We start from the raw sequence: 20702 nt of genomic DNA, 5'->3' as shown, positions 1-20702 counted from the left end.
CATGAACTCGTAGATATTGACGAGATCGGACTGCCATGACCGCGACCATCAACACACGTCAGAACAGGCGCCTGCAAAGGCTGGCCGAACAAGGTGTGCGACAGACAAATGTGCTCGTGCACGACGCGAACCGCGACAGCCTCGACGCGCTGCGCCCTCACCTGGCCAGCCCGACCTCCAAAGACGCTCTCTCGCGACTCACCACGGCGCTGGCCGCGCAGCAACCTGTGAATGTCTCGCAAGTCCGCCAGATCAGTCCCTTCCGCTACCCGGGTGGCAAGACGTGGCTCGTGCCGGTAGCCCGTGAATGGCTGGGGTCGCTGGGGCGGCCTTCTGTGCTGCTGGAGCCGTTCGCCGGGGGCGGCGTCATCGGGCTCACCGCGGCAGCCGAAGGGCTCGTCGACCACGTTGTCATGGTCGAACTGGATGACGATGTCGCCGCCGTGTGGAAGATCCTTGTCAACGGCTCTGACCGTGACGTAAAGATCCTCTCGAACAAGGTGCTGCGCTTTGATGTCACCCACGACAATGTTCGGGCGGTGATCGACAGCACGCCCAACAGGACCGTCGACATGGCGTTTCGCACTATCGTGAAGAACCGCTGCCAACGTGGTGGGATCATGGCACCGGGTGCCGGGCTGACGAAGGAAGGGGAGAACGGTAAGGGGTTGTCGAGCCGTTGGTACGCCGAGACCTTGGTATCCCGGTTCGCAGCGATCCGGTCTTTTAGGGACCGCATCACTTTCGAGCACGGCGACGCGCTTGAGGCCGTCGAGCGATACCACGGAGCCACGATGTTTGTGGATCCTCCCTACACCGCGGGTTCCGGCAAACGCGCCGGCAAGCGTCTGTACACGCACAACGAGGTCGATCACGAGAAGCTCTTCGACCTCGTGGCCGCGCATGCCGGGCCAGCCATGCTGACCTACGACGACGACCCCGACGTCCGTGCTCTGGCGGCGGCCCATGGCTTTCGCGTCGGTGACGTCGCGATGAAGTCCACGCACCACGTCGTGATGCGTGAACTGGCGATCCTCAAGGACTGATGCTCCAGCTCAGGCGTCGTGCACCTTGCTCTTCTTACCTGTTCGCCACAACTCTTCCTTGAGCCCGCTCTCGAACTCAGCCTTGTTGAGAGGACGAGTCGCCTGGAGAGCCTGGATCGACTCGTCCAGGAGGCCGAAGAAGAGCTTGTCCACGACTAGGTTCATGGCGTCCGTGTACCGCATGATCACCCATACGACCTCGGCGTTGTCGAAGTCGTCGACCTTCGTCGGCAGCGTGGCAAGCTCCCCGTAGAAGGACTGGTCGATGATCACCACGACCTTCTTGCCCCACCGCCGGATGACCGGGGCCTTGGCGTCGAGCTGAGGGGCCAGACGCTTGGCGCCGGAGGAACGGTAGTCGGGGCGCCGTTGTGCTTGAGGGGCGTGGAGGTGCGCCGGGTCTTTGCGGTACTGCTCAATGTCGACCCACATGTTGCCGCCCGAGAAGTAGACCGCCTGGGTTTCCACGGCTACCCAGTCGAAAGATCCTGACGCCCCCTTGGCGGGGGGCTCCGGCACCAGCACCCAGTCGATGCGCCCAGCCTTCGCGCTGCGGTTCACCTCGCCCTTGGCGTCCACTTTGTGTAGGAACGGAATCTCCTTGATCACCTTCGCGCCCGAGGTGCGACCGTAGAGGTCCTTCGCGATTCGTGCGAAGACCGACTGGCCCGAGACCAGCTCCAGGAAGCGGTTCGGGCACACCGCGGCAGGTTGTTCGTCATCCTTGGGCTTGGTGCCTTCGTAGGACCGGATGGAGCACACCCCGCCTGGCTTGTTGCACCGGGCACCTGGACGTGCGGAGTCGAGGAAGGGGCATCGCGGTTGCTCAACCTCCTCCATGCCCTTCTCGTTCGTCTCCAATGCCACGGAGGCGGCGTCCGCTCGCTCTTTGGCCGACATCCTCCTGATGTCCTTGCCGTACCATTCGGCGATTCCCCATGACACGGCGACCGCCTCCTTTCCAAGAGTCATTCTCGACCAAGCGTACGGCCGACTGACGGTTGAAGTCGCGGGATTCAGAAGAGCGAGCCGTCGGTCTCCGGCAAGTGCGCCGTCCTGGACAGCAGCTTTGCGACGTGCATGGCGATCGCTTCTCCGAGCTTCACCGGCACGGCGTTGCCGATCTGGCGCCCCTGGATCGTCTTAGGTCCGCTGAGTACCCAATCATCCGGGAACGACTGGATCCGGGCTGCCTCCCGCACCGTCAACTGGCGTGGCAAAGTCGGGTGGATCGGAGGATGGAAGCCTGCCAGGTGATCACCGTTAGGCCCGTAGCCGCCGCCGGCTCGGATTGTCAGCGATGGCTTGTTCGGATCCAACCTCGCACGCCTGTAGTTCGGGTCAACCTCTCCTGGCCCCAGTAGCGCCCAGCGCTCAGCGACGTGCTTGGCGTGCCGGTTGGGCACGTGGTTGAGAGCAGGGTCAGCCTTGTGATCCACGAGGTCGGCGATGGCATCCCACACCGTGAGCGGAGCACCTTGGGTGGTCGGAGAGGGGAGCGATGCTTGCCCGTCCTGGACGCCGATGACGATCAACCGGCGCCGGGCTTGGGGGACTCCGTAGTCCGCAGCGTTCAGCACCCCATATGCGAAGTCGTAGCCCTGCTCCTCAAGGGTGGACATGATCCCCGTCAGATGGTCACCGTTGCGCCGGTGCGCAAGGGCTGAGACATTCTCCAGCACGATCGCTCGGGGCTTCACTTCCTCGACAACGCGCATGTACTCACGCCAGAGGAAGTTGCGGGGGTCGTTCGGGTCGCCCTTACCAGCGGTGCTGAAACCCTGGCAGGGCGGGCCGCCGACGACCACGTCGGCACCTGCGTAGGGTTTGGCGTCGAAGTCGCGGATGTCCTCGCAGATGACATTCCAGGCGGGGCGGTTACTCCTGAGCGTTTCGCAGGCGACGGCGTCATGGTCGATACAGACCGCGGGCTCGAAACCTGCTGCTTCGAAGCCGAGGTCGAGGCCACCGCCCCCGCTGAACAGACTCACGTAACGCACTTGCCCACCCTACCCTTGTGGCGCTTGCATCACCTCCCAGCGATACCTAGGCGGACCTAGTCGACTATGACGTGATGGCCTTCTTGGCCACCTGAGGAGCGAGCTTCCCTAGCTGCTTGACCCCCTCCGGCCCGGCAAGCGCGGCGACGGCGACCATCCCGACTGTGCCGGCAACGTAGAGCGCGGCCTTCATGCGATCCTCGGTCAACCCGACCAGGAAACGCTTGTTCTCGGTGTCTTTGGCGTCGCGCCGATCGACCAGACTCACCATGCGGTCGATGAGTTCACGACGATCCTCGGGCGTGAGGTCCGGCTTGTCGAGTTCCTTCTCGATGGCCGTCATGGCACGGGCAGCCATCTCGTCGTAGCCCTTGAGACTCTCCTGGTTGGCCGCGACAGCGTCGCTGCCCGCGGCACGGAGGTCGTGCAGCGCCTCACGCGCTGTGCCGCGGAAGTCGACGGCGCCCTCCAGCTTGGCACGAAGCACATCGGCTTCGGGGCTGGCGGGCTTCTTCTGCCCACTGGGCTTCAGAGGAGACTTGGGGCTGGTCGCGTCGCTCACCTTTCCATTGTGCCCAAGGTGGTGGTCATGTGACTCCAGTGGCAAGGGACAAGCCCATCAGCAGCACAGCCGCGTCACCGCGGCCGGGAGCACTCCCGGCGGCTAGGGAAACAGTTCGCCCGCCGCCAGAGAGGACTCCTGCCATGACCACGACACCCACCAAGACCGACATCATCGGCCTGCTTGCTTGCCTGCCCCACGAGCTGGGTGGCACTCCGACCGCCAACACCATGGTCGTGGCCGGCCTGGACGACAGCGGACGTCTTGTGGCCAGCGCAACCCTGCCACTCGTTGAGGCCCTAACTGCTGGGGTACCCGACTTCGTGGCCGACGGCCTGCGCTCCCAGGGTGTCACGGCCACATTCGTGGTGGCATACCACGAGGTCTGCATCGACACCGTGGCCACAATCGCCACCCACATGGCCCTGGCGCTCGACCACCGTGGCATCGACGTCGTCGGCGTCGCCCAGGTGGGCCTGACCACCGACACCTGGCGGCGGATGTTGGGCTGGGCCGATGATGACGACGACATGCCGATGTCGGGCCGGAACTCGGAACTGGCCGACCACCCGGCACTGGCCAAGCTCCAGGCACAGGACCAGGAGACCGCCCGATGACCACCGCAACGATGCCCCTGCGGGTCTGGCCTGGTTGCCTGTCGTGCTACAACGCAGGCCGTCTGGTCGGCGCCTGGATCGACGCCGCCGACGCAGGGGGACTGACCATCGCGAAGCTGCACGAGCTGGCTGGTGTGCGCAATGGATCCTCTGGGCCGCGCATGTGGGTGCGGCCCTGCCCGGTGCAGAGATCGCCTGGCCGGCGACACCATGGTCCATCGCCGTGGTGACGCTGGCGAGCGTGGCCATGCTCGTGTTGGGCACCGAGGTCATGAAGCGACGCGTCGTGGCGTTGGGGTTGCTGATCGTTCTGATCGCGGCTTCGCTGAACAGGCCGCCCAGCCCCGGGTGGCCGCCCGAGCGCTGGCATGCAGTCAGCTGTGATGTCGGGCAGGGGGATGCGACGCTGCTGCGCATAGCCGACGACAGCGCCGTCGTCATCGACACCGGCCCGGATGTCGCAGCGATGAGGGCCTGCCTGGATGGGGTGGGAGTCCGACGCGTACCCCTGCTGGTGCTCACGCACTATCACTCCGACCACGTGGATGGCCGGGCCGCGGTGTGGCCACGCATGGACCACGATGGGCAGGTGTGGGTGTCGCCGGTGCCGTCACCGGCTGGGACCGCCGCCGCGGTGGAACACGAGGCGACACAGCACGGCGTCACGGTCCTGACGCCTGCGCTCGGGGCATCGACCCGCGTCGGAGACGCCTCCCTCCAGGTCATCGGCCCGGCCCGCATCCCCCGAAGCCTGCTGATGTCGGGGGAAGGCGAATCAGCGACGGAGAACGACACCAGCCTGGTGCTCCACGCACACGTCGGAGGTCTGCGTCTCCTGCTGCCCGGCGACCTCGAGCCCGATGGGCAGCGCGCGGTGGAACGCATGTGGGGAGCCCTGCCGGTGGACGTGCTCAAGGTGCCCCACCACGGCTCGGGAAACCAATACGCCGATTTCCTGACCACCCACCGGGCCCGCGTCGCACTGGTCAGTTGCGGAATCGACAACGACCACGGGCACCCCGCCGAGAAGACCGTCGATCTCCTGCAGCGCCATGGCCTGCGTCTGCACCGGACCGATCTTGAAGGCTCCATCGCCTTCACCCATGAGGACCAACGCATCAGCGTAACCACCCAACGTCGACCCACCTGAAACCCGCCATCTGCACCACAGGAGCCGTCATGCCCCATCCCAGTTCTGTCCGTACTCGTCGCCGTGTTCGTCCGGGGCGTCGCAGCCTCATGGCCTGTGTGGTCGCCGCGCTGGCCATCGTGCTGGCGTCGGCCGGTTGGCTTCTCGTCGTGCCCGACGTGGAGGCTCGACCGCAGGACCGTCATGGCCCGTACGGCGCCGTCATCGAGGCCTCGGACGGTGTCGCCGAGCTCGGTCAGTTCCAGCTAGGCGACACCACAGTGTGGTGCATCGACCTCAACTCCTACGGTCCGCAGAAGGCTTCGGGCTGGGTGAGGACGCGCACCGACCGCATCCGCAAGCAGACGTCGTTCGGAGATCGTGCCGGGCATGCGGATGTGGCCGGGGATCTCATCACGCGCCAGGAGATGGCCGAACTTGCATGGGTCCTCGAGTGGGCCGAACACCACGTTGACGACGACGCCACCGCCATCGCCGTCGACCATTTCATCCGGCTGCGTTCGATCGGTGACCAGGCCCAACGCACGCGCATGGACAACCGCCTCGAGGCGGCCGCCAAGGAGTATCCCGATGTGCCCGATCACCTCGCTCGGCTCGAAGAACGGGTGGGTGCCGAAGCCGGGCCGTTCCGGATGGTGCTGAAGCTCGATGTGGCCTCGGGCAGCGGCACCGCCCAGGTGGTGGGACGTGCCGGTAAACCCATCCCCGGACGCGCGATGACCGTGACGGTGGGGGAGCAGCGTGTGGACGTGACCAGCGACTCCAAGGGCGTCGCCACGTTCGATCTGCCGCAGCTCGATTCAGGAGAGGTGAACGTCAGTGCTGAAGCGGTGATGCCCGGCTCGATCCCGGTGCTGCACACGCCACGTCACTACGACGATGACACCCACGGCGACCACCGTATCCAGCGCATGCTCTCGGCAGGCGAACCGGCGGTGGTGCGCGCCCGAGACAGCTACCGGGTCGGGGGATCCACCCCCAGCGTCGTCACGGTCGCCAGCGCTCCGCAGGCGCACGTCGGCGCTGAACTGCACGATGTGGTGCGCGTGACCGGAGCAGCCGGATACCGGGGGCGGGCGACCGCGCGGCTGTGGGGCCCATTCCCTGACCAACCCGGGGAGCAACAGTGCCGCGATGAGCAGATGAAGGCCGGCGAGGTCGAGTTCGATATCGACGGGGACGGTTCCTACACGACGCCGAACATCACCGTGGAGAAGCCGGGGCATTACACATGGACGATCCACCTTCCGCGGGCGCCGGGCTTCGAAGGGGTCGACACTCCCTGCGGCATCGAGGCCGAGACCACCGAGGTCCTGGCTGCCCCCGTCGTCGAGACCGACATCGACGCCGAGCCTGTAGCGTCCCCGACGCAGACCCCCTCACCAACAGCATCGCCCCCGGAACCCACATCAACGGAATCCACATTCCCATCTCCCGACGCGCCTGCGGCATCGGACCCTGCGAGATCTGGCTCTCCGGTCCCCGAGGTGCCGATGCCCGACTCCTCGACGACCACACCACCATCGGCTGACTCACGCGGACCGTCGCCGAGGCCGTCCGGCCACCGGGCATCGCCTACTCCCAGATCTTCGTCTCCAGGGTCTTCATCTCCCAAGCCTTCGACGTCACCGAACCCCGATGCGCCGTCACCTGAAGCGCCGGCCCCCGAGAGCACCGGGACCCCGTCGCCCAGGAACACCGATGCTCCGGAACACCCGTCCCTCGAGCCGGAACCGTCCCCGTCGCAGGGTACGACGCCACTCATCACGAGCCCGACGCCGCTGCCGCGGTCGGAGGCGCCGATCCGGATCAGGTCGGGGGCATGATGCGTCGACACGCAGTGGTGCTTGCACTTCTCGGAGTGATCGTGGTCATCGCGTTCGTCGTCGCCTCCACCGGCGAACGTGGCGCTCCTTCACAGGAACTGGCCGGGCTGCCTGAACCGTCCGCCGGTCCTGTGGGGCCGGCCCCGGAACCCGAACGCGAGTGGAGCATCGCCGAACCCGGGCCGGTCGAGGACCCCGGCGTCGTGCTCGAACCCGGAACCATCGAGGTGCCCAGCCTGGGCATCGTCGCAGACCTGGAATCCACACGGGTCGAGAAGGGCGAGTTCCTGGTGCCGCCGCCCGCCTTCGTCGGGGTCCACCGGAGCGGTACCGCCGACGACCTCGATGCGCGACTCGGCCCCGGCCCGGGGACCATCCTCGCCTCGGGACACGTCACCTGGAACGGAGAACTCGGCTCGCTGTACGAACTGCATCGCATCGAGCCCGGCACGTTGATCCACACCAGTGACACATCGGGCCGCACCGAGACGTGGCAGGCGGTCGAACTGCGCTTGGTGCCCTTCGACGAGATCCCCGCCGATGTGATGGATGCCGCCGGGACCCGGCGTCTGGTGCTGGTGACCTGCGCCGGGGAGGTGACCGAGGACGAGAGCGGTGTGCGTCGATTCGCGGAGAACCTGATCGTGACCGCGCTGCCGGTGTCGGGCTGACGACGGCCGTCCGAGTGATGCGGCATGCTGGGGGAGTGGCATCCCAAGCGAAGTCGAAGTCCCCGTTCGGTGCGTCGTCCCCGTTCGGCAAGGTGTTGCTCGCGACGGGCCCGGAAGGGCTGCTGGCGGAGCGGGCGGCCGAGGACGTTATCGCCGCGGCCCGCGCCGAGGATGCGCAGGTCCAGGTGACCCGCGTCGACGCGGCCGAGATGGACGCCGGCACACTGGCCGAGATCACCGGCAGCTCATTGTTCGCCGAGCGCAGCGTCGCCGTGATCACAGATGTGGGGGCCCTGGATGCCGGGCTGCACGACCGCCTGGCCGCGTTGGTCGCCGACCCTCCCGCCGAGGTCTGTCTGGTGCTTCTGCACGCCGGGGGAAACAAGGGCAAGGGCCTGATCACCAAGGTGAAGAAGGCCAAGCCGGTCACCGTGGACTGCGCAGCCCTCAAGCCGCGCGACCTCCCGCAGTTCGTCAACGGCGAGGCCCGACGACACCGGGTCCGGATCGACGCCGAGGCCACCGCCGAACTCATCGACAGCGTCGGCCATGATGCGCGTGCTCTCGCCGGGGCCATGGCCCAGCTCGCCAACGACCGCCTCGACGCCGACGCCGGTGGCCGCGGCTACGGCACGATCGACACCGAGCTGGTGCGACGCTACTTCGCCGGGCGTGCCGAGGTGACCGGTTTCGCCATCGCCGACGCTGCCATTGCGGGGAAGACCACCGAGGCCATGGAACAACTCCGGTGGGCCCTCGCCACCGGGGTCGCACCCGTTCTGTTGACCAGCGCCCTGGCCGGCGGGCTGCGTCAGCTCGGCAAGCTCATCGACGACCGCTCCGGCATGTCGGACCGCGATCTTGCTGCGGCCATCGGCGTCCCGCCATGGAAGATGCGCACCTTGCGCCAGCAGGCCCGCGGCTGGACCCCCGATGGGGTCATGCAGGCGATTCTCGCGGTGTCGCGCTGCGATGCCGAGGTCAAGGGGGCCGCGGACGAGCCCGAGTTCCCGTTGGAACGCTGCGTCCTGGCGATCACACAGGCCAGAGGACGCGGGCGTTAGCCCTGCGCGACGCGTTCGCGGAGCGTGGAGACGGTACGGGCGGCACTTTCGATGTCATCGTCATCGAGGACGATGATCATGTCCTTGCGCTCCCCACGGCCGAGGACGAGACCCTGGCCCGAGGCACTTGCGAAGGCCACGGCCGTGCCGTCGTGCGCGACCCGATAGCCCCACCCACCGAGCTCACCCAGTGCCTCCACATGGCGGGTGCCGACTGCGGTGATCTCGTGGATGCCGACGGTGATGAACGTGATCCCGAACGCACCGACGCGAACGCCACGTGCGTCGATGGTCACGCGGGCCGCCAGGGTGGCGAAGCCGCAGGCCATGGCCAATCCGATCAGGGCGAAGAAGACGCCCATCCACGGGTCAGTCAGCATGAACACCGCCGGTGCGAGCGACAGGAGCGTCACGGTCACCGCGAAAACGACCACGCCACGCGACACCTTGACCCGCCCGGTCCAGGCGAGGGCCGCGGTGTTCGACAACTGCCATGGTTCGGTGGCACGAGGGCGGGAACCCTCGGCACGTGACGTGGGCTGTGCCTTCTGCCGGAAGGTCAACCCGGCGGTCAGGCCGGTCGCACTCCCGAGCAGCAAGGCCGCGATGAGCACCAGCCCGATCGGTGGCATGGAATCTCCGGTCTGCGTCCAGAGCGTCCCGTTGAGCGTTGCCGTGGTGAAGGTGCCGGTTCCCACTGCGAAGGCACCGAGCAGGGCCGTGGAGTTGAGGGCCGAGCCCAGGAGCGTCAGCCCGCTGGTGGTGATGAACACGATGAGCGCATGGGTGATCACCGCTGTGGTCACCGGCTGCCAGTCGTCAGGTTGGCCGTTCATGCCCCAGTGGGTGGCGACCAGGTCGGGCAGTGGGAGCGTCAACGAAACCAGGGCCGGGGCGACGCTGAGCACGAGGGCGATGGACAGGCAGATCAGGAGCACGGTTCGGTCGGACCATTTCGAGGCCGACTCGTGGGAACGCTCGATCATGGTGCCTCCTCGGCGTATCGGTCATGGATCAGTGCGATCAGGGCGTCCTTGGCCACTCCGAGCCGGTGGGCGCTGCTGATGAGGTCGTCGACTTCAGGCCGTAGACGCTCGGCGGCGTCCACATCGGTACGGATGACGGCACCACGGCCTCGGCGCAATTCGACGATTCCCTCGTCGCGCAGTTCCTGGTATCCCCGCAGCACCGTGTGCATGTTCAGGCCGAGTGAGGTGGCGAGTTCACGAGCCGGAGGCAGTCGTTCTCCTGTGCGCAACTCTCCGGACTCCCATGCCTGTCGTGCCACACGGGCCACCTGCAGGTACATGGGGGTCGGGTCAGCCGTATCCACCAACCACAACATGTTCTACATCGTATAGAACAATGGGTCATGTTGGGGTGTGGCAAGGGGAAAAACCGAGCCCGGCACACCGACGTGGTGTACCGGGCTCAGCGTGGTTCTTGGCCGAGGCGAGGTCAGCCGAGCTTGGCGGCCTCGGACTGGATCTTGGCCTTGCGGTTGGTGGCCTGGTTCTTGTGGATCACGCGCTTCGACGCGGCACGGTCGAGCTCACGGGTCGCGATGCGCGCGAACTCCTGTGCCTTCTCGGTCTCGCCGGCCTCGACGGCCTCACGGAAACGGCGGGCATGGGTACGCAGGGCCGAGCGGGTGGCCTTGTTGCGCTGACGCGCCTTCTCATTGGTCTTGTTGCGCTTGATCTGCGACTTGATGTTCGCCACTGGTGACCCTTCGGTGTCGTTCGTTCAGGTGAAATGTCTGGGGTTCGCGCGGGGGGACGCGCGGCACAGCGCTCTAGATTACTCCGCAGAGCACGTCAACGCCAATCTTCCGCCTGCTGACGAGGCTCACCTGACGCCGGTGACTCATCTGACGCCCCGTGCAGGAAGTTTGGTGCAGATGTCGCATCCCGTGTGGCTGCAGGCGTTCCGTGAGGTTGCCGAATCCCACGCGGCTACCGGCATCCCTGAGCGGAGCCCTGCATACATCGTTTTTCTTTTGGGACAGATAGTGTCCGCATCAGCTCTTCGCGGCTGCGGATCTTCGTTCAATGAGGTCAGGAAGTGTCCTCGACGATTTACCAATCGTATGGGGTCGGTCTTCGGCTGCCCGGCTACAGGTCATGACGTTCCACCTTGACGTAGTGCTGTGTCTGCGCAGCGCAACGTCGAGGTGGGGCACAACGTCGAGGTGGGGCGCGGGTCGAGGTGAGACACAGGGCGTACGTGGACACGGCGTGCCCAAATCTGTCAGACCCCCTTGTTACTCTCCAGATGCGTTTGACACAGCGACAATTTGAGGGGCGCAGGCTCTGGAAAACGGACGGGCCGGGAAGCTCGAGAAGACAGGCCATGGAAGCGGGCAGGTCATGAAGCTCGAGGAGACGGGCCATGAAAGCGGATGGGCCATGAGATTCGAAGGGGACAAGCCATGAAATTCGTGGCGACCGGAGACTGGCAGTTGGGGATGACGGCGCATTTTCTCGATGACGAGGCGAGGCCCCAGTTCCAGCGGGCACGGTTCGACGCGGTGGAGCGCATCGCGGAGGTCGTCGCCGAGCATGATGCGCGGTTCGTGGTCGCCTGCGGGGATGTGTTCGAGTCCAACCAGCTCGACCGCCGGGTCATCGCCCAGGCCTTCGATGCTCTGCGGGCCTTCGATGTTCCGGTGGTGCTGGTGCCTGGCAACCATGACCCGCTCGATGCCTCGTCCATCTACGACTCACACCGGTTCATCGGCGGCATGCCCGACCACATTCATGTGCTGCGGTCGAGCGAGCCCCACGAGGTGGTGCCCGGCGTCGAGGTGATCGGGGCGCCGTGGTCATCGAAGCGGCCGCAGCGCGATCTCATGGCGGCGGCCGTGGAGGGGCGCGAGCCTGCGCCGGACGGGGTCGTCCGGATCCTGGCCGGGCACGGGGCGGTGAGCACGCTGAGCCCGGATCCCGATGACCCGGCGGTGGTCGAGGTGTCCGATCTCCAGCGGACGCTCGCCGACGGCATCATCCACGCCGCCGTGTTGGGCGACCGGCATTCGACCACCGAGGTCGCGGACCGGATCTGGTATCCGGGAGCGCCCGAGGTCACCAGCCGCGACGAGATCGACCCGGGCAATGTGCTCGTGATGGATGTCGCCCCCGACCGGTGCGAGGTCGAGAAGGTCAATATCGGACGCTGGGCGTTCACGGTGGTGGGCGAGGAACTCGATTCCGTCGAAGATGTCGAGGTGCTGCGGCGTCGGCTGCAGGGCATGGACGCCAAGTCACGCACCGCGGTGTGGTTGAGGCTCAGCGGAACCCTGTCGACCGCGGCCCATGCTCGACTGCAGGAGGTGCTCGATGAGGCATCGGAGCTGTTCGCCAAGTTGGACGCGTGGGAGCGGCACACCGATCTGGCGGTCATGCCCGAAGACGCTGACTTCGAAGCCCTGGGCCTGACGGGATTCGCTCGGCAGGCGCTCGATGATCTGGAGTCCGCGGCGCGCGGTGAGGGAAACCACAGCGATGCTGACGTTGGCGCCGCGCAGGATGCATTGGCCCTGCTCTATCGCTTCGCCGGAGGTGTCCGATGAGGATCGAAAGCGTCACGCTGCGCAATTACCGAGGGGTCGAGGACCGCACCATCGAGTTCGACGACGGCGTCACCCTGATCAGCGGCCCGAACGAGGTCGGCAAGTCATCCATCGCCGAGGCCCTGCGTCTGATCCGGACGAAGCCCGACAGCTCCAAGGCCAGGGAGATCCAAGCCATCACGCCGGTGCACAAGGATGTGGGGCCGGAGGTCGTGGTCGTGGTGACGACCGGGCCGTACCGCGTCGAATATGCGAAACGCTGGCGGAAGCGAGCGACCACGACCCTGAATGTGTTCGAGCCGAGCCCAGAACAGCACACCGGACGTGATGCCGATCAGCGCTACCTGGAGATCCTCAAGGAGACCCTCGACATCGACCTCCTCGAGGCCCTCGAGGTGCAACAGGGGAAATCGCTCGATCAGCCGGATCTCGCTCAGCTGCGGGTGTTGCAGAACGCATTGGGCGATGAGGAATCCGATGAGTCCGATGACGCCCTCATGGAACGGATCAACGCCGAGTACGAGGTTTATTTCACACCGCGCTCCGGCAAACCCTCCAAGGAGGGCCGGGCGCTGAGCGACGCGGTCCAGGAGCTGACGCGCGAGCGTGACCGCTTGATGGGGCAGAGCCAGGAGATGCAGGCCTTCGTCGATGAGCACGCCGAGCGCGGAGTGGCGATCGACCGAGCGAACCGGAGCATCGCGTCCATGGAGGAGGAGCTTGCCGCTCTGAGAGCGAAGGACAAGGAGTTGCGTGGCCTTGCCGAGTCGCGGGACGCGAGCGACAAGGCACTCGCCGATGCCACCGAGCGGTTGAAGCGTGCCTGCGCGGCACGGGACGAGCGTCGTGAAGCGATCGCGTGGCTCGAGCGGACCGATGCAGAGATCACCGAGGAACAGTCGGTTCTGGACGAGCGTGACGCGGATCGGGAATCGGCCGCTGAAGCCCGTGACGCCGCGCACGAACGGGCACGGAGGCTCGAGAAGGAGCAGGCCGAGGTCGACGCGGACCTGACGAAGCTGCGTCGGGCACTGGATCGTCACCGCGCCGTCGAGGCGGTGGAGAAGCTCGAGGCCCGGGTCAAGGCTGCACAACAGGCCGATGACGATGTGCGGGCGGCCGAAGCACAGATGGAGGCCGAAAAGGTCGATGAAGGTGCGTTGAAGCGGCTGACGAAGCTTCAGCAGGACCTGCGGGTCGCCGAGGCCGCACAGGAGGCCGCCGCCGCGAACATCACCGTCCGGGCCATGGGGGACCATTCGGTGGGCGTGGACGACGACACCGTGCAGCCCGGTGCGCAGGATTCCCGTCCCGTCATCGATCCGGTGCGTGTCACGGTGGATGGCATCGTCGAGGTCACCGTGCAGCCGGGACGTTCTCCCGAAGACCTTCAGCAGGGAGTCGACGCCGCCCATGCGGCGTTGGTCAGGGAACTGTCGAAGCTGCAGGTCGCCGACATCGCGGCCGCCCAGGAGTCGGCGGAACGACGTCATCGAGCGTCGCAGGCGGTGCAGGACGCAAAGGCCCGACGAGATCAGAACCTTGATGGGGCTGAGCTCTCCGAGCTTGAGGTCGAGCTTGCTCGGATCCAGGCGAAGGTCTCGGAGGACGCACCCTCCAACCTCGGGGAATCCGATACCTGGGAGGCGCGGATCGCCGAGCTCGACGAGCGACGCACAGGTCTTGTTGAGGAGCTCGCGTCGGCGCGTGAGGAGCTGGAGGAACGCCGTGAGTCCGCCAGCGAGGCGCACACGGTGCATGCGAGTGCACAAGCGGCGTTGGAGGAGAAACGACGCAATGCCGACCAGCATCGTCGACGTCTGACCGAAGCACGGGAAGCCGACAGCGATGAGGCGCTCGAGGCAGCGGTCGAGCAGGCCGACATCGCGGTCGAACAGGCCACAGCCATGCGGGACGAGCAGCAGATGGCCCTCGATGAGGCGGACCCGGAGTCGGTGGCCGAGGAACTGGAGAATCTCGAAGGCAGCCTGGAGACGCAGGAGAAGGTGCGGAACGATGCGCGTGAGCGTCGCAGCGAACTCCAGGGGTTGCTGCGGGACCGGGAACGTCTGGGGATCCGGGACCTGCTGGACGACGCCGAGGCCGAACTGGAGGAAGTGACCCAGCGGTACGAGCGTTTCCAGCGCCGGGCAGCGGCGATCCAGCTCCTGCACCGCGTGATCACCGCGCGCCGTGATGAGGCGCAGGCCCGCTATGTCGCCCCGTTCACCTCGGAGATCGATCGCCTCGGCAAGATCCTCTACAACGAGGAGATGCAGGTGGAGGTCACGCCCGATCTGCACATCGCGAGCCGCACCGTCGATGGCCGCACCGTCGCGTTCGAATCACTCTCGGGTGGTACGCAGGAGCAGTTGGCGCTGCTCGGGCGGTTGGCCTGTGCGCAACTGGTGGATCGAGAGCAGGGAGCGCCACTGATCCTGGATGATGCGCTCGGTTTCACTGACGAAGACCGTCTTCGTGCGCTGGGGCGAGCCTTGGCGAAAGTGGGGCGAACCACGCAGGTGATCGTGCTGACATGCCAGCCCGACCGCTACAAGTACCTTGGAAAGGCCAAACACGTGACTCTTCCGCTCCGGGGAGAGGCGGTGTCGTCTGGAGAGGGCGTGGGCAACGACTCCTGACGATTCCTGAGTCCCACTCCTGGTGAAAGTCGGTCCGGAGCGCTCAGGCGATCCGGACCCCTCGGTCGGCGCGTCGGGCAGCCTTCTGATGCATCCACCACGCGGCGAGTCCACCGGCGATCGCGCCACCGAGATGCGCCTGCCAGGAAACGCCGGGTGTGGTCGGCAAGACGCCCCACAGCACACCGCCGTAGATGAACAGAACACCGATCGAGACGATGATGTTGCTCCAGTTGCGGGCGAACACGCCACGAAGGATCAGGTAGGTCAACCAGCCGAACACGATGCCGGATGCCCCGACGGTGAAGGTGTGTACGGCATTGAGCGCCCACGCGAACAGCCCCGAGCCGAGCGCCGAGGCCACTGTCGCCCCGATGAAACGCTGCAGTCCGCCGGCACCCACCAGGATGAGGAATCCGAGGATCATGAACGGAAGGCTGTTGCTCATCAGGTGTTGGAAACCGATGTGCATCAGCGGGGCGGTGACCAGGCCGAACAAGCCCGTGAGTTCCCATGAACGGATCCCCAACATGTGGTCGAGGTTGATGAAGAACAAGATGAACTGGTCGATGATCTCGAGGATCCACAGCAGGAGGACGGCGCCGATCATGAAGAAGGCGGCGCCCTTGGGCGTTTCGACGGCGTGACGAGGCGACTCGGAGCTCATGGACCCATTGTGCGTGATGACCGGTCAACCGAGGTGCTGTGAACGCGTCTACCTCCACACGAGTAGGAAAGTGGGGGTATGACGTATCACCAGCAGCGGTGGGGCTGAGACCGAGCCAACGGTCCGCAGGCGTTTCCATGCCACAATGGGCGCTTGACGTCCGTCCTCACGGGGCGCGAAGCCACCTCACCAGACCAGATGGAGTTCGATGAACCAGCCCGTTCCCGCGGCCGGCACCACCGACCCGGCGATCATCCGCAATTTCTGCATCATCGCGCACATCGACCACGGCAAGTCGACGTTGGCCGACCGCATGTTGCAATTGACCGGAATCGTCGAGGCCCGTGATATGCGCGCGCAGTATCTCGACCGCATGGACATCGAGCGCGAACGCGGTATCACGATCAAGTCGCAGGCGGTCCGCATGCCGCTGACGGGCCTGGACGACGAGACATACGTGCTCAACATGATCGACACCCCCGGTCACGTCGACTTCACCTACGAGGTCTCACGTTCGCTGGCCGCCTGTGAGGGAGCCATCTTGTTGGTCGACGCGGCTCAGGGCATCGAGGCCCAGACGCTGGCGAACCTCTATCTGGCCATCGAAGCCGATCTGCACATCATCCCGGTGCTCAACAAGATCGACCTTCCGGGTGCGCAGCCGGAGAAGTATGCCGCCGAGATCGCCGGCATCATCGGCTGTGACGAGGACGATGTGCTGCGGGTCAGCGCGAAGACCGGTGAGGGCGTCGAGGACCTCATGCAGGAGATCGTCATCCAGGTGCCGCCGCCGGTCGGCGACGCCGAGGCCCCGGCACGGGCCATGATCTTCGACTCGGTCTACGACACCTACCGCGGCGTCGTCACCTACGTGCGTGTGGTCGATGGCGAACTGTCGCACCGCGAGAAGATCTTGATGATGTCGACCGGCGCCACCCATGAGGTGCTGGAGGTCGGCGTCATCTCGCCCGAACCCAAGCGCGTCGACCGTCTCGCGGTGGGGGAGACCGGTTATCTCATCACCGGTGTGAAGGAGGTGCGGCAGTCCCGCGTCGGTGACACGATCACTGCGGCCAACAAACCGGCCACCGAGATGCTCGCGGGCTATCAGCACCCCAATCCCATGGTGTATTCGGGTCTGTTCCCGATCGACGGCAACGACTTCCCCGATCTGCGCGAGGCGCTCGACAAACTGCAGCTCAACGATGCCGCCCTCACCTACGAACCCGAGACGTCCACGGCCCTGGGCTTCGGGTTCCGCGTCGGCTTCCTCGGTCTGCTGCACATGGAGATCGTGCGGGAGCGTCTGGAACGCGAGTTCGATCTGGACCTCATCTCCACCGCGCCCAACGTCGTCTATGACGTGGTCATGGAAGACGGCTTGGAGCATCACGTGACCAACCCGTCGGAGTACCCGACCGAGGGCAAGGTCGCCGAGGTGCAGGAACCCATGGTGAAGGCGACCATCCTCGCCCCGGCCGAGTTCATCGGACCCATCATCGAGCTGTGCGAGAACCGCCGCGGCATCCAACAGGGGCTCGACTACCTCTCGGAGGATCGCGTCGAGATCCGCTACCGCCTCCCGTTGGCCGAGATCGTGTTCGACTTCTTCGACCAGCTCAAGTCCAAGACCAAGGGCTACGCGTCGCTCGACTATGACGACGACGGTGTGGCCGCGTCGGATCTGGTGAAGGTCGACATCCTGCTCCACGGTGACGCCGTCGACGCCTTCTCCGCGATCGTGCACCGCGACAAGGCGTACCAGTACGGGGTGGCCATGGCCGGTAAGCTCCGCGAGCTCATCCCACGGCAGCAGTTCGAGGTGCCGATCCAGGCGGCGATCGGCTCGCGCGTCATCGCCCGTGAGACGATTCGCGCGATGCGCAAGGACGTCCTGTCGAAGTGTTATGGCGGTGACATCAGCCGTAAGCGCAAGCTGCTCGAGAAGCAGAAGGAGGGCAAGAAGCGCATGAAGATGGTGGGTCGGGTCGAGGTCCCGCAGGAGGCCTTCGTCGCCGCACTGTCGACGGGCGAGCCCAAGGAGAAGGAGAAGAAGTGAGCGACGCGGCGCTTGCCGCGACTCCTGCCACTTTTCTGCAGGGGCGACGCCAGCGGTTCGACGAGATGCCCGTCGAGGTCATCGACACGATCTCGGATTTCGTCAATGGAATAGAGGAGATCACCGATTGCCATGGGGGTGTCAGCACCTCCCCGGCGGCGATCGTGTACGGGGCCGACTGCACCGCCTTCGTCAAGGCCCGTGCCGTCGATTCCGGGCCGTCCTTGGCCGATGAGCACCGCATCCTCACCCAGCTCGCGGCCGTTCCCCACGTGCCCCGCGTGTTGCACGGTGAAGCGATCGACACCGAGGAGGGGGAGTGGGATCTGCTCATCACCTCTGTTGCGCCCGGGGAACCACCGGCCCATCCCTGGAACGACGAGGACCTTGAAGCGGTGCTGGATGCCCTCGCCGAGATGCGTGAAGGGCTGTCATCGGTGAGTACCGAGGCCGCCCAGGGAAACCAGATGATCGGTTACTTCTCCGGGTGGAAGGCCATCGCGGACGACCGGCAGCACCCGTGGTTCCAGTACTCGAAACGTTGGCATCCGCTGGAGCGGCATCTGCGTTCCGAGCTCTCGCACGCGCACACCGTGGCCCACGGCGACCTGCGGGCCGACAACATCCTTCGGGACGCGCGACGCGTCACCCTGGTGGACTGGGCACAACTGGCCGTCGCGCCACCGTGGATCGACGCCGCTCTCGTGCTGGCCGATGTGGTGGCCTCCCGGGGCATGACGCATCTGCCCGAGCAGGTCGTGCACCCGGCGCTCGGCGGTGCCGACCCCGAAATCGTGGCCGCGACCATCGCCTCGCTCGGTGCGTTCATGTATTCGCGTCGTACCCGGCACGTACCCGAACGCACGCCGTGGTTGCGGCCCTGGCAGGAAGCCATGGCCGATGGTCTGACGCCCTTCATCGCCGAGGGGGGCCTGCATGGGTGATCTCATCGTCGTCGCACATCGCTGGGAGGCCGCGCGGCTCCCGAAGGACGCCGACGTGCTGCTGTGCGGGGTGGGCATGGTCCAGGCCGCCACCGCAGTGACCCGGGCCATCTGCGAGCGCACACCCGACCGCGTCGTCAATCTCGGGACAGTCGGTGCGTTGCGCCCCGGCCTCGTGGGGATCCAGCGTCCACGTGCGGTGATCAACCGCGACCTCAACGCCGATGACATCCGCTCCATGGGCCTGACGCCGCACGAACGCATCGATCTGATCCACGGCGACCCCGAGGGCCCGATTCTGGGCACCGGCGACAGTTTTGTCGCCGGAGGACCGGCCAGGGACGCACTGCTGGAACGCTGCGATCTCGTCGACATGGAGGGCTTCGCGATCGCCCACGCCTGTGAAACCCTCGGCGTCGAACTCGTCATGATCAAGCACGTCTCCGACACCGCCGATGAGGACGCCCGCGCGTGGGCCGACGTGGTGGACGCCTCCGCGCGGGCCCTGGCCGAGGCGTACGCGGGGCTGCGCTGATGCCCTCCACACCGCCAGATGGTGAGGACGCCCCGCGCGACGGCTCCCTCCCGCCGGAGTCAGTGGCCGAAGCCCGCGGGCAGCACCTCTCGGCGTACGTGCACGTCCCCTTCTGTCGGACCCGCTGCGGCTACTGCGACTTCAACACCTACACCGCGGGGGAACTGGGCACCGCAGCGTCGACACCGGCCTACGTGGACGCGCTCCTGGCCGAGGTCGGGCTCGCCGCGCAGGTGTTGCCGCCCATGCAGCCGCTGCGGACCATCTTCTTCGGCGGCGGCACGCCCACGATGCTCGACCCCGCGCAGTTGGCGTCCATCCTCGACGCGCTGCGGGAACGGTTCGGGTTCGCCGATGACATCGAGGTGACGACGGAGGCCAACCCCGAAACCGTCGGCCCGGCCGAACTCGAGGCCCTCCGCGCCGCCGGTTTCACCCGGATCTCCATCGGTATGCAGTCGGCGGTGCCGCGCGTGCTCGACCTGCTCGACAGGCAGCACCGCCCCGGCCGGGAACTCGACGTGGCCCGCTGGGCCGGTGAGGCCGGATTCGAGCGCGTCAGCCTGGACCTCATCCACGGCACACCCACCGAGACCCTCGAGGAATGGCGCACCTCGGTCCAGACGGTGATCGACGCCGGCGTCCGTCACGTCTCTGCCTATGCGCTCACCGTCGAGCCCGGAACCCAGCTCGCCCGTCGCGTCCGCCGTGGCGAACTGCCCATGCCCGATGAGGATGACCAAGCCACCAAGTACGAACTGGCCGACGAGATGCTCACCGCAGCCGGGCTCGAGGCCTACGAGATCTCGAACTGGGCGGCGTCACCGGATGACTGGTGCCGACACAACATCGCCTATTGGCAGGGCGGGAACTGGTGGGGATTCGGCCCCGGCGCGCACTCGCACATCGCCGGGACGCGGTTCTGGAACCTGCGTCACCCGGCCACGTGGGCGGGCAGGTTGGGTGCGGGGGAGTCCCCGGTCCAGGCTCGTGAAGTGCTGGACGCCGAGACCCGCCGCATCGAACGTGTCCTGCTCGAACTGCGCATCGCCCCGGGGCTCGACGCCGATGTGCTCACCGAGTCAGAACGGAGCCGCGTGCCCGACCTCGTCGCTCGCGGTCTGGTCGTGGATGGCGACACCCTCACCCTCACCCGACGCGGACGCCTCCTCGCCGACGCCGTGGTACGTGACCTGCTCGACTGAGCTGGCTAGCATCGCCCGGGTGTCTTCCCGTAACCCCTTCCCCCATGAATCCGGTTCTGGTGATGGTCGGCTGGCCGGTGCTCGTCGCACCGGGCTGACCAACAGTGGCGCTGCTGACGAACGTCCCGCTCGACGCTCCGCGC

Annotated in this window: 19 protein-coding genes; 12 read left to right on the top strand and 7 right to left on the bottom strand. The window is 66.3% G+C overall.

All coding sequences use genetic code 11. The annotated features are described in order from the left end of the window. Positions 1-35: 35 nt before the first annotated feature. Positions 36-1046, top strand: a complete 1011-nt coding sequence (locus FB460_RS02910) for a DNA adenine methylase (protein ID WP_142092599.1) — start codon at positions 36-38, stop codon at positions 1044-1046. A 9-nt stretch (positions 1047-1055) separates the two neighbouring features. Here the strand turns inward: FB460_RS02910 and FB460_RS02905 are convergent, their stop codons facing one another. From FB460_RS02905 to FB460_RS02895, 3 genes are all read right to left on the bottom strand, one after another. After that, a complete protein-coding gene (locus tag FB460_RS02905; protein WP_170209925.1) occupies positions 1056-1991 on the bottom strand; it encodes a NotI family restriction endonuclease in 936 nt (311 codons plus the stop codon). Positions 1992-2062: 71 nt separating this feature from the next. Then, positions 2063-3046: a DNA cytosine methyltransferase gene (locus tag FB460_RS02900; RefSeq protein WP_142092597.1), complete on the bottom strand. Its 984-nt coding sequence runs from the start codon at positions 3044-3046 to the stop codon at positions 2063-2065. A gap of 64 nt (positions 3047-3110) precedes the next feature. Further along, on the bottom strand, positions 3111-3608 hold the full coding sequence (locus tag FB460_RS02895) for a bMERB family protein (protein WP_142092596.1): 498 nt from the start codon (positions 3606-3608) through the stop codon (positions 3111-3113). Between the two features lie 143 nt (positions 3609-3751). Here FB460_RS02895 and FB460_RS02890 point away from each other — a divergent pair, with 143 nt between their 5' ends. From FB460_RS02890 to holA, 5 genes are all read left to right on the top strand, one after another. Next, entirely contained in the window at positions 3752-4225 is a 474-nt protein-coding gene (locus FB460_RS02890; protein ID WP_142092595.1) for a hypothetical protein, read from the top strand. Positions 4226-4388: 163 nt separating this feature from the next. Then, complete coding sequence (locus tag FB460_RS02880) at positions 4389-5375, top strand: ComEC/Rec2 family competence protein (protein ID WP_170209924.1); 987 nt, start codon at positions 4389-4391, stop codon at positions 5373-5375. 29 nt (positions 5376-5404) lie between these two features. Further along, entirely contained in the window at positions 5405-7201 is a 1797-nt protein-coding gene (locus tag FB460_RS02875) for an Ig-like domain-containing protein (protein WP_142092593.1), read from the top strand. Then, positions 7198-7872 (top strand): class F sortase, encoded by a 675-nt coding sequence (locus FB460_RS02870; RefSeq protein WP_142092592.1) that lies wholly within the window; start codon positions 7198-7200, stop codon positions 7870-7872. The genes FB460_RS02875 and FB460_RS02870 overlap by 4 nt, the downstream gene beginning before the upstream one ends. Positions 7873-7907: 35 nt before the next feature. Continuing rightward, a complete protein-coding gene (gene holA, locus FB460_RS02865) occupies positions 7908-8936 on the top strand; it encodes a DNA polymerase III subunit delta (protein WP_246044211.1) in 1029 nt (342 codons plus the stop codon). Here the strand turns inward: holA and FB460_RS02860 are convergent. The 3 genes from FB460_RS02860 to rpsT form a co-directional block, all read right to left on the bottom strand. Continuing rightward, positions 8933-9922 carry a DUF1648 domain-containing protein gene (locus FB460_RS02860; protein ID WP_142092591.1) on the bottom strand — a complete coding sequence of 330 codons (990 nt, stop codon included), beginning with the start codon at positions 9920-9922 and terminating at the stop codon, positions 8933-8935. The genes holA and FB460_RS02860 overlap by 4 nt on opposite strands. Continuing rightward, on the bottom strand, positions 9919-10281 hold the full coding sequence (locus FB460_RS02855; protein WP_142092590.1) for a GntR family transcriptional regulator: 363 nt from the start codon (positions 10279-10281) through the stop codon (positions 9919-9921). The genes FB460_RS02860 and FB460_RS02855 overlap by 4 nt, the downstream gene beginning before the upstream one ends. Positions 10282-10394: 113 nt before the next feature. Then, positions 10395-10658 (bottom strand): 30S ribosomal protein S20, encoded by a 264-nt coding sequence (gene rpsT, locus FB460_RS02850; RefSeq protein WP_142092589.1) that lies wholly within the window; start codon positions 10656-10658, stop codon positions 10395-10397. A gap of 709 nt (positions 10659-11367) precedes the next feature. Here rpsT and FB460_RS02845 point away from each other — a divergent pair. Then, positions 11368-12507 (top strand): metallophosphoesterase family protein, encoded by a 1140-nt coding sequence (locus FB460_RS02845; protein WP_142092588.1) that lies wholly within the window; start codon positions 11368-11370, stop codon positions 12505-12507. Then, the gene (locus tag FB460_RS02840) at positions 12504-15149 is read left to right on the top strand and encodes an ATP-binding protein (protein ID WP_142092587.1); all 2646 of its coding nucleotides are present in this window, start codon (positions 12504-12506) and stop codon (positions 15147-15149) included. Before FB460_RS02845 ends, FB460_RS02840 begins: the two co-directional genes overlap by 4 nt. 43 nt (positions 15150-15192) lie before the next feature. Here the strand turns inward: FB460_RS02840 and FB460_RS02835 are convergent, their stop codons facing one another. Continuing rightward, positions 15193-15816: a rhomboid family intramembrane serine protease gene (locus tag FB460_RS02835; RefSeq protein WP_246044210.1), complete on the bottom strand. Its 624-nt coding sequence runs from the start codon at positions 15814-15816 to the stop codon at positions 15193-15195. 208 nt (positions 15817-16024) lie between these two features. Between FB460_RS02835 and lepA the strand changes: the two genes are divergently transcribed. From lepA to hemW, 4 genes are read left to right on the top strand one after another with little or no spacing between them, the layout of a single operon-like run. Then, positions 16025-17875 carry a translation elongation factor 4 gene (lepA, locus tag FB460_RS02830; protein ID WP_142092586.1) on the top strand — a complete coding sequence of 617 codons (1851 nt, stop codon included), beginning with the start codon at positions 16025-16027 and terminating at the stop codon, positions 17873-17875. Further along, entirely contained in the window at positions 17872-18819 is a 948-nt protein-coding gene (locus FB460_RS02825; RefSeq protein ID WP_142092585.1) for an aminoglycoside phosphotransferase family protein, read from the top strand. The genes lepA and FB460_RS02825 overlap by 4 nt, the downstream gene beginning before the upstream one ends. Beyond that, entirely contained in the window at positions 18812-19354 is a 543-nt protein-coding gene (locus FB460_RS02820; protein ID WP_142092584.1) for a nucleosidase, read from the top strand. The genes FB460_RS02825 and FB460_RS02820 overlap by 8 nt, the downstream gene beginning before the upstream one ends. Further along, a complete protein-coding gene (gene hemW / locus FB460_RS02815; RefSeq protein WP_142092583.1) occupies positions 19354-20559 on the top strand; it encodes a radical SAM family heme chaperone HemW in 1206 nt (401 codons plus the stop codon). The genes FB460_RS02820 and hemW overlap by 1 nt, the downstream gene beginning before the upstream one ends. Positions 20560-20702 lie beyond the last annotated feature (143 nt).

This window comes from Propioniferax innocua (assembly GCF_006716235.1).
Classification (GTDB): Bacteria; Actinomycetota; Actinomycetes; order Propionibacteriales; family Propionibacteriaceae; genus Propioniferax; species Propioniferax innocua.
Note: the sequence above shows the minus strand (reverse complement) of the source record. Positions and strands in the feature narration are given on the sequence as shown.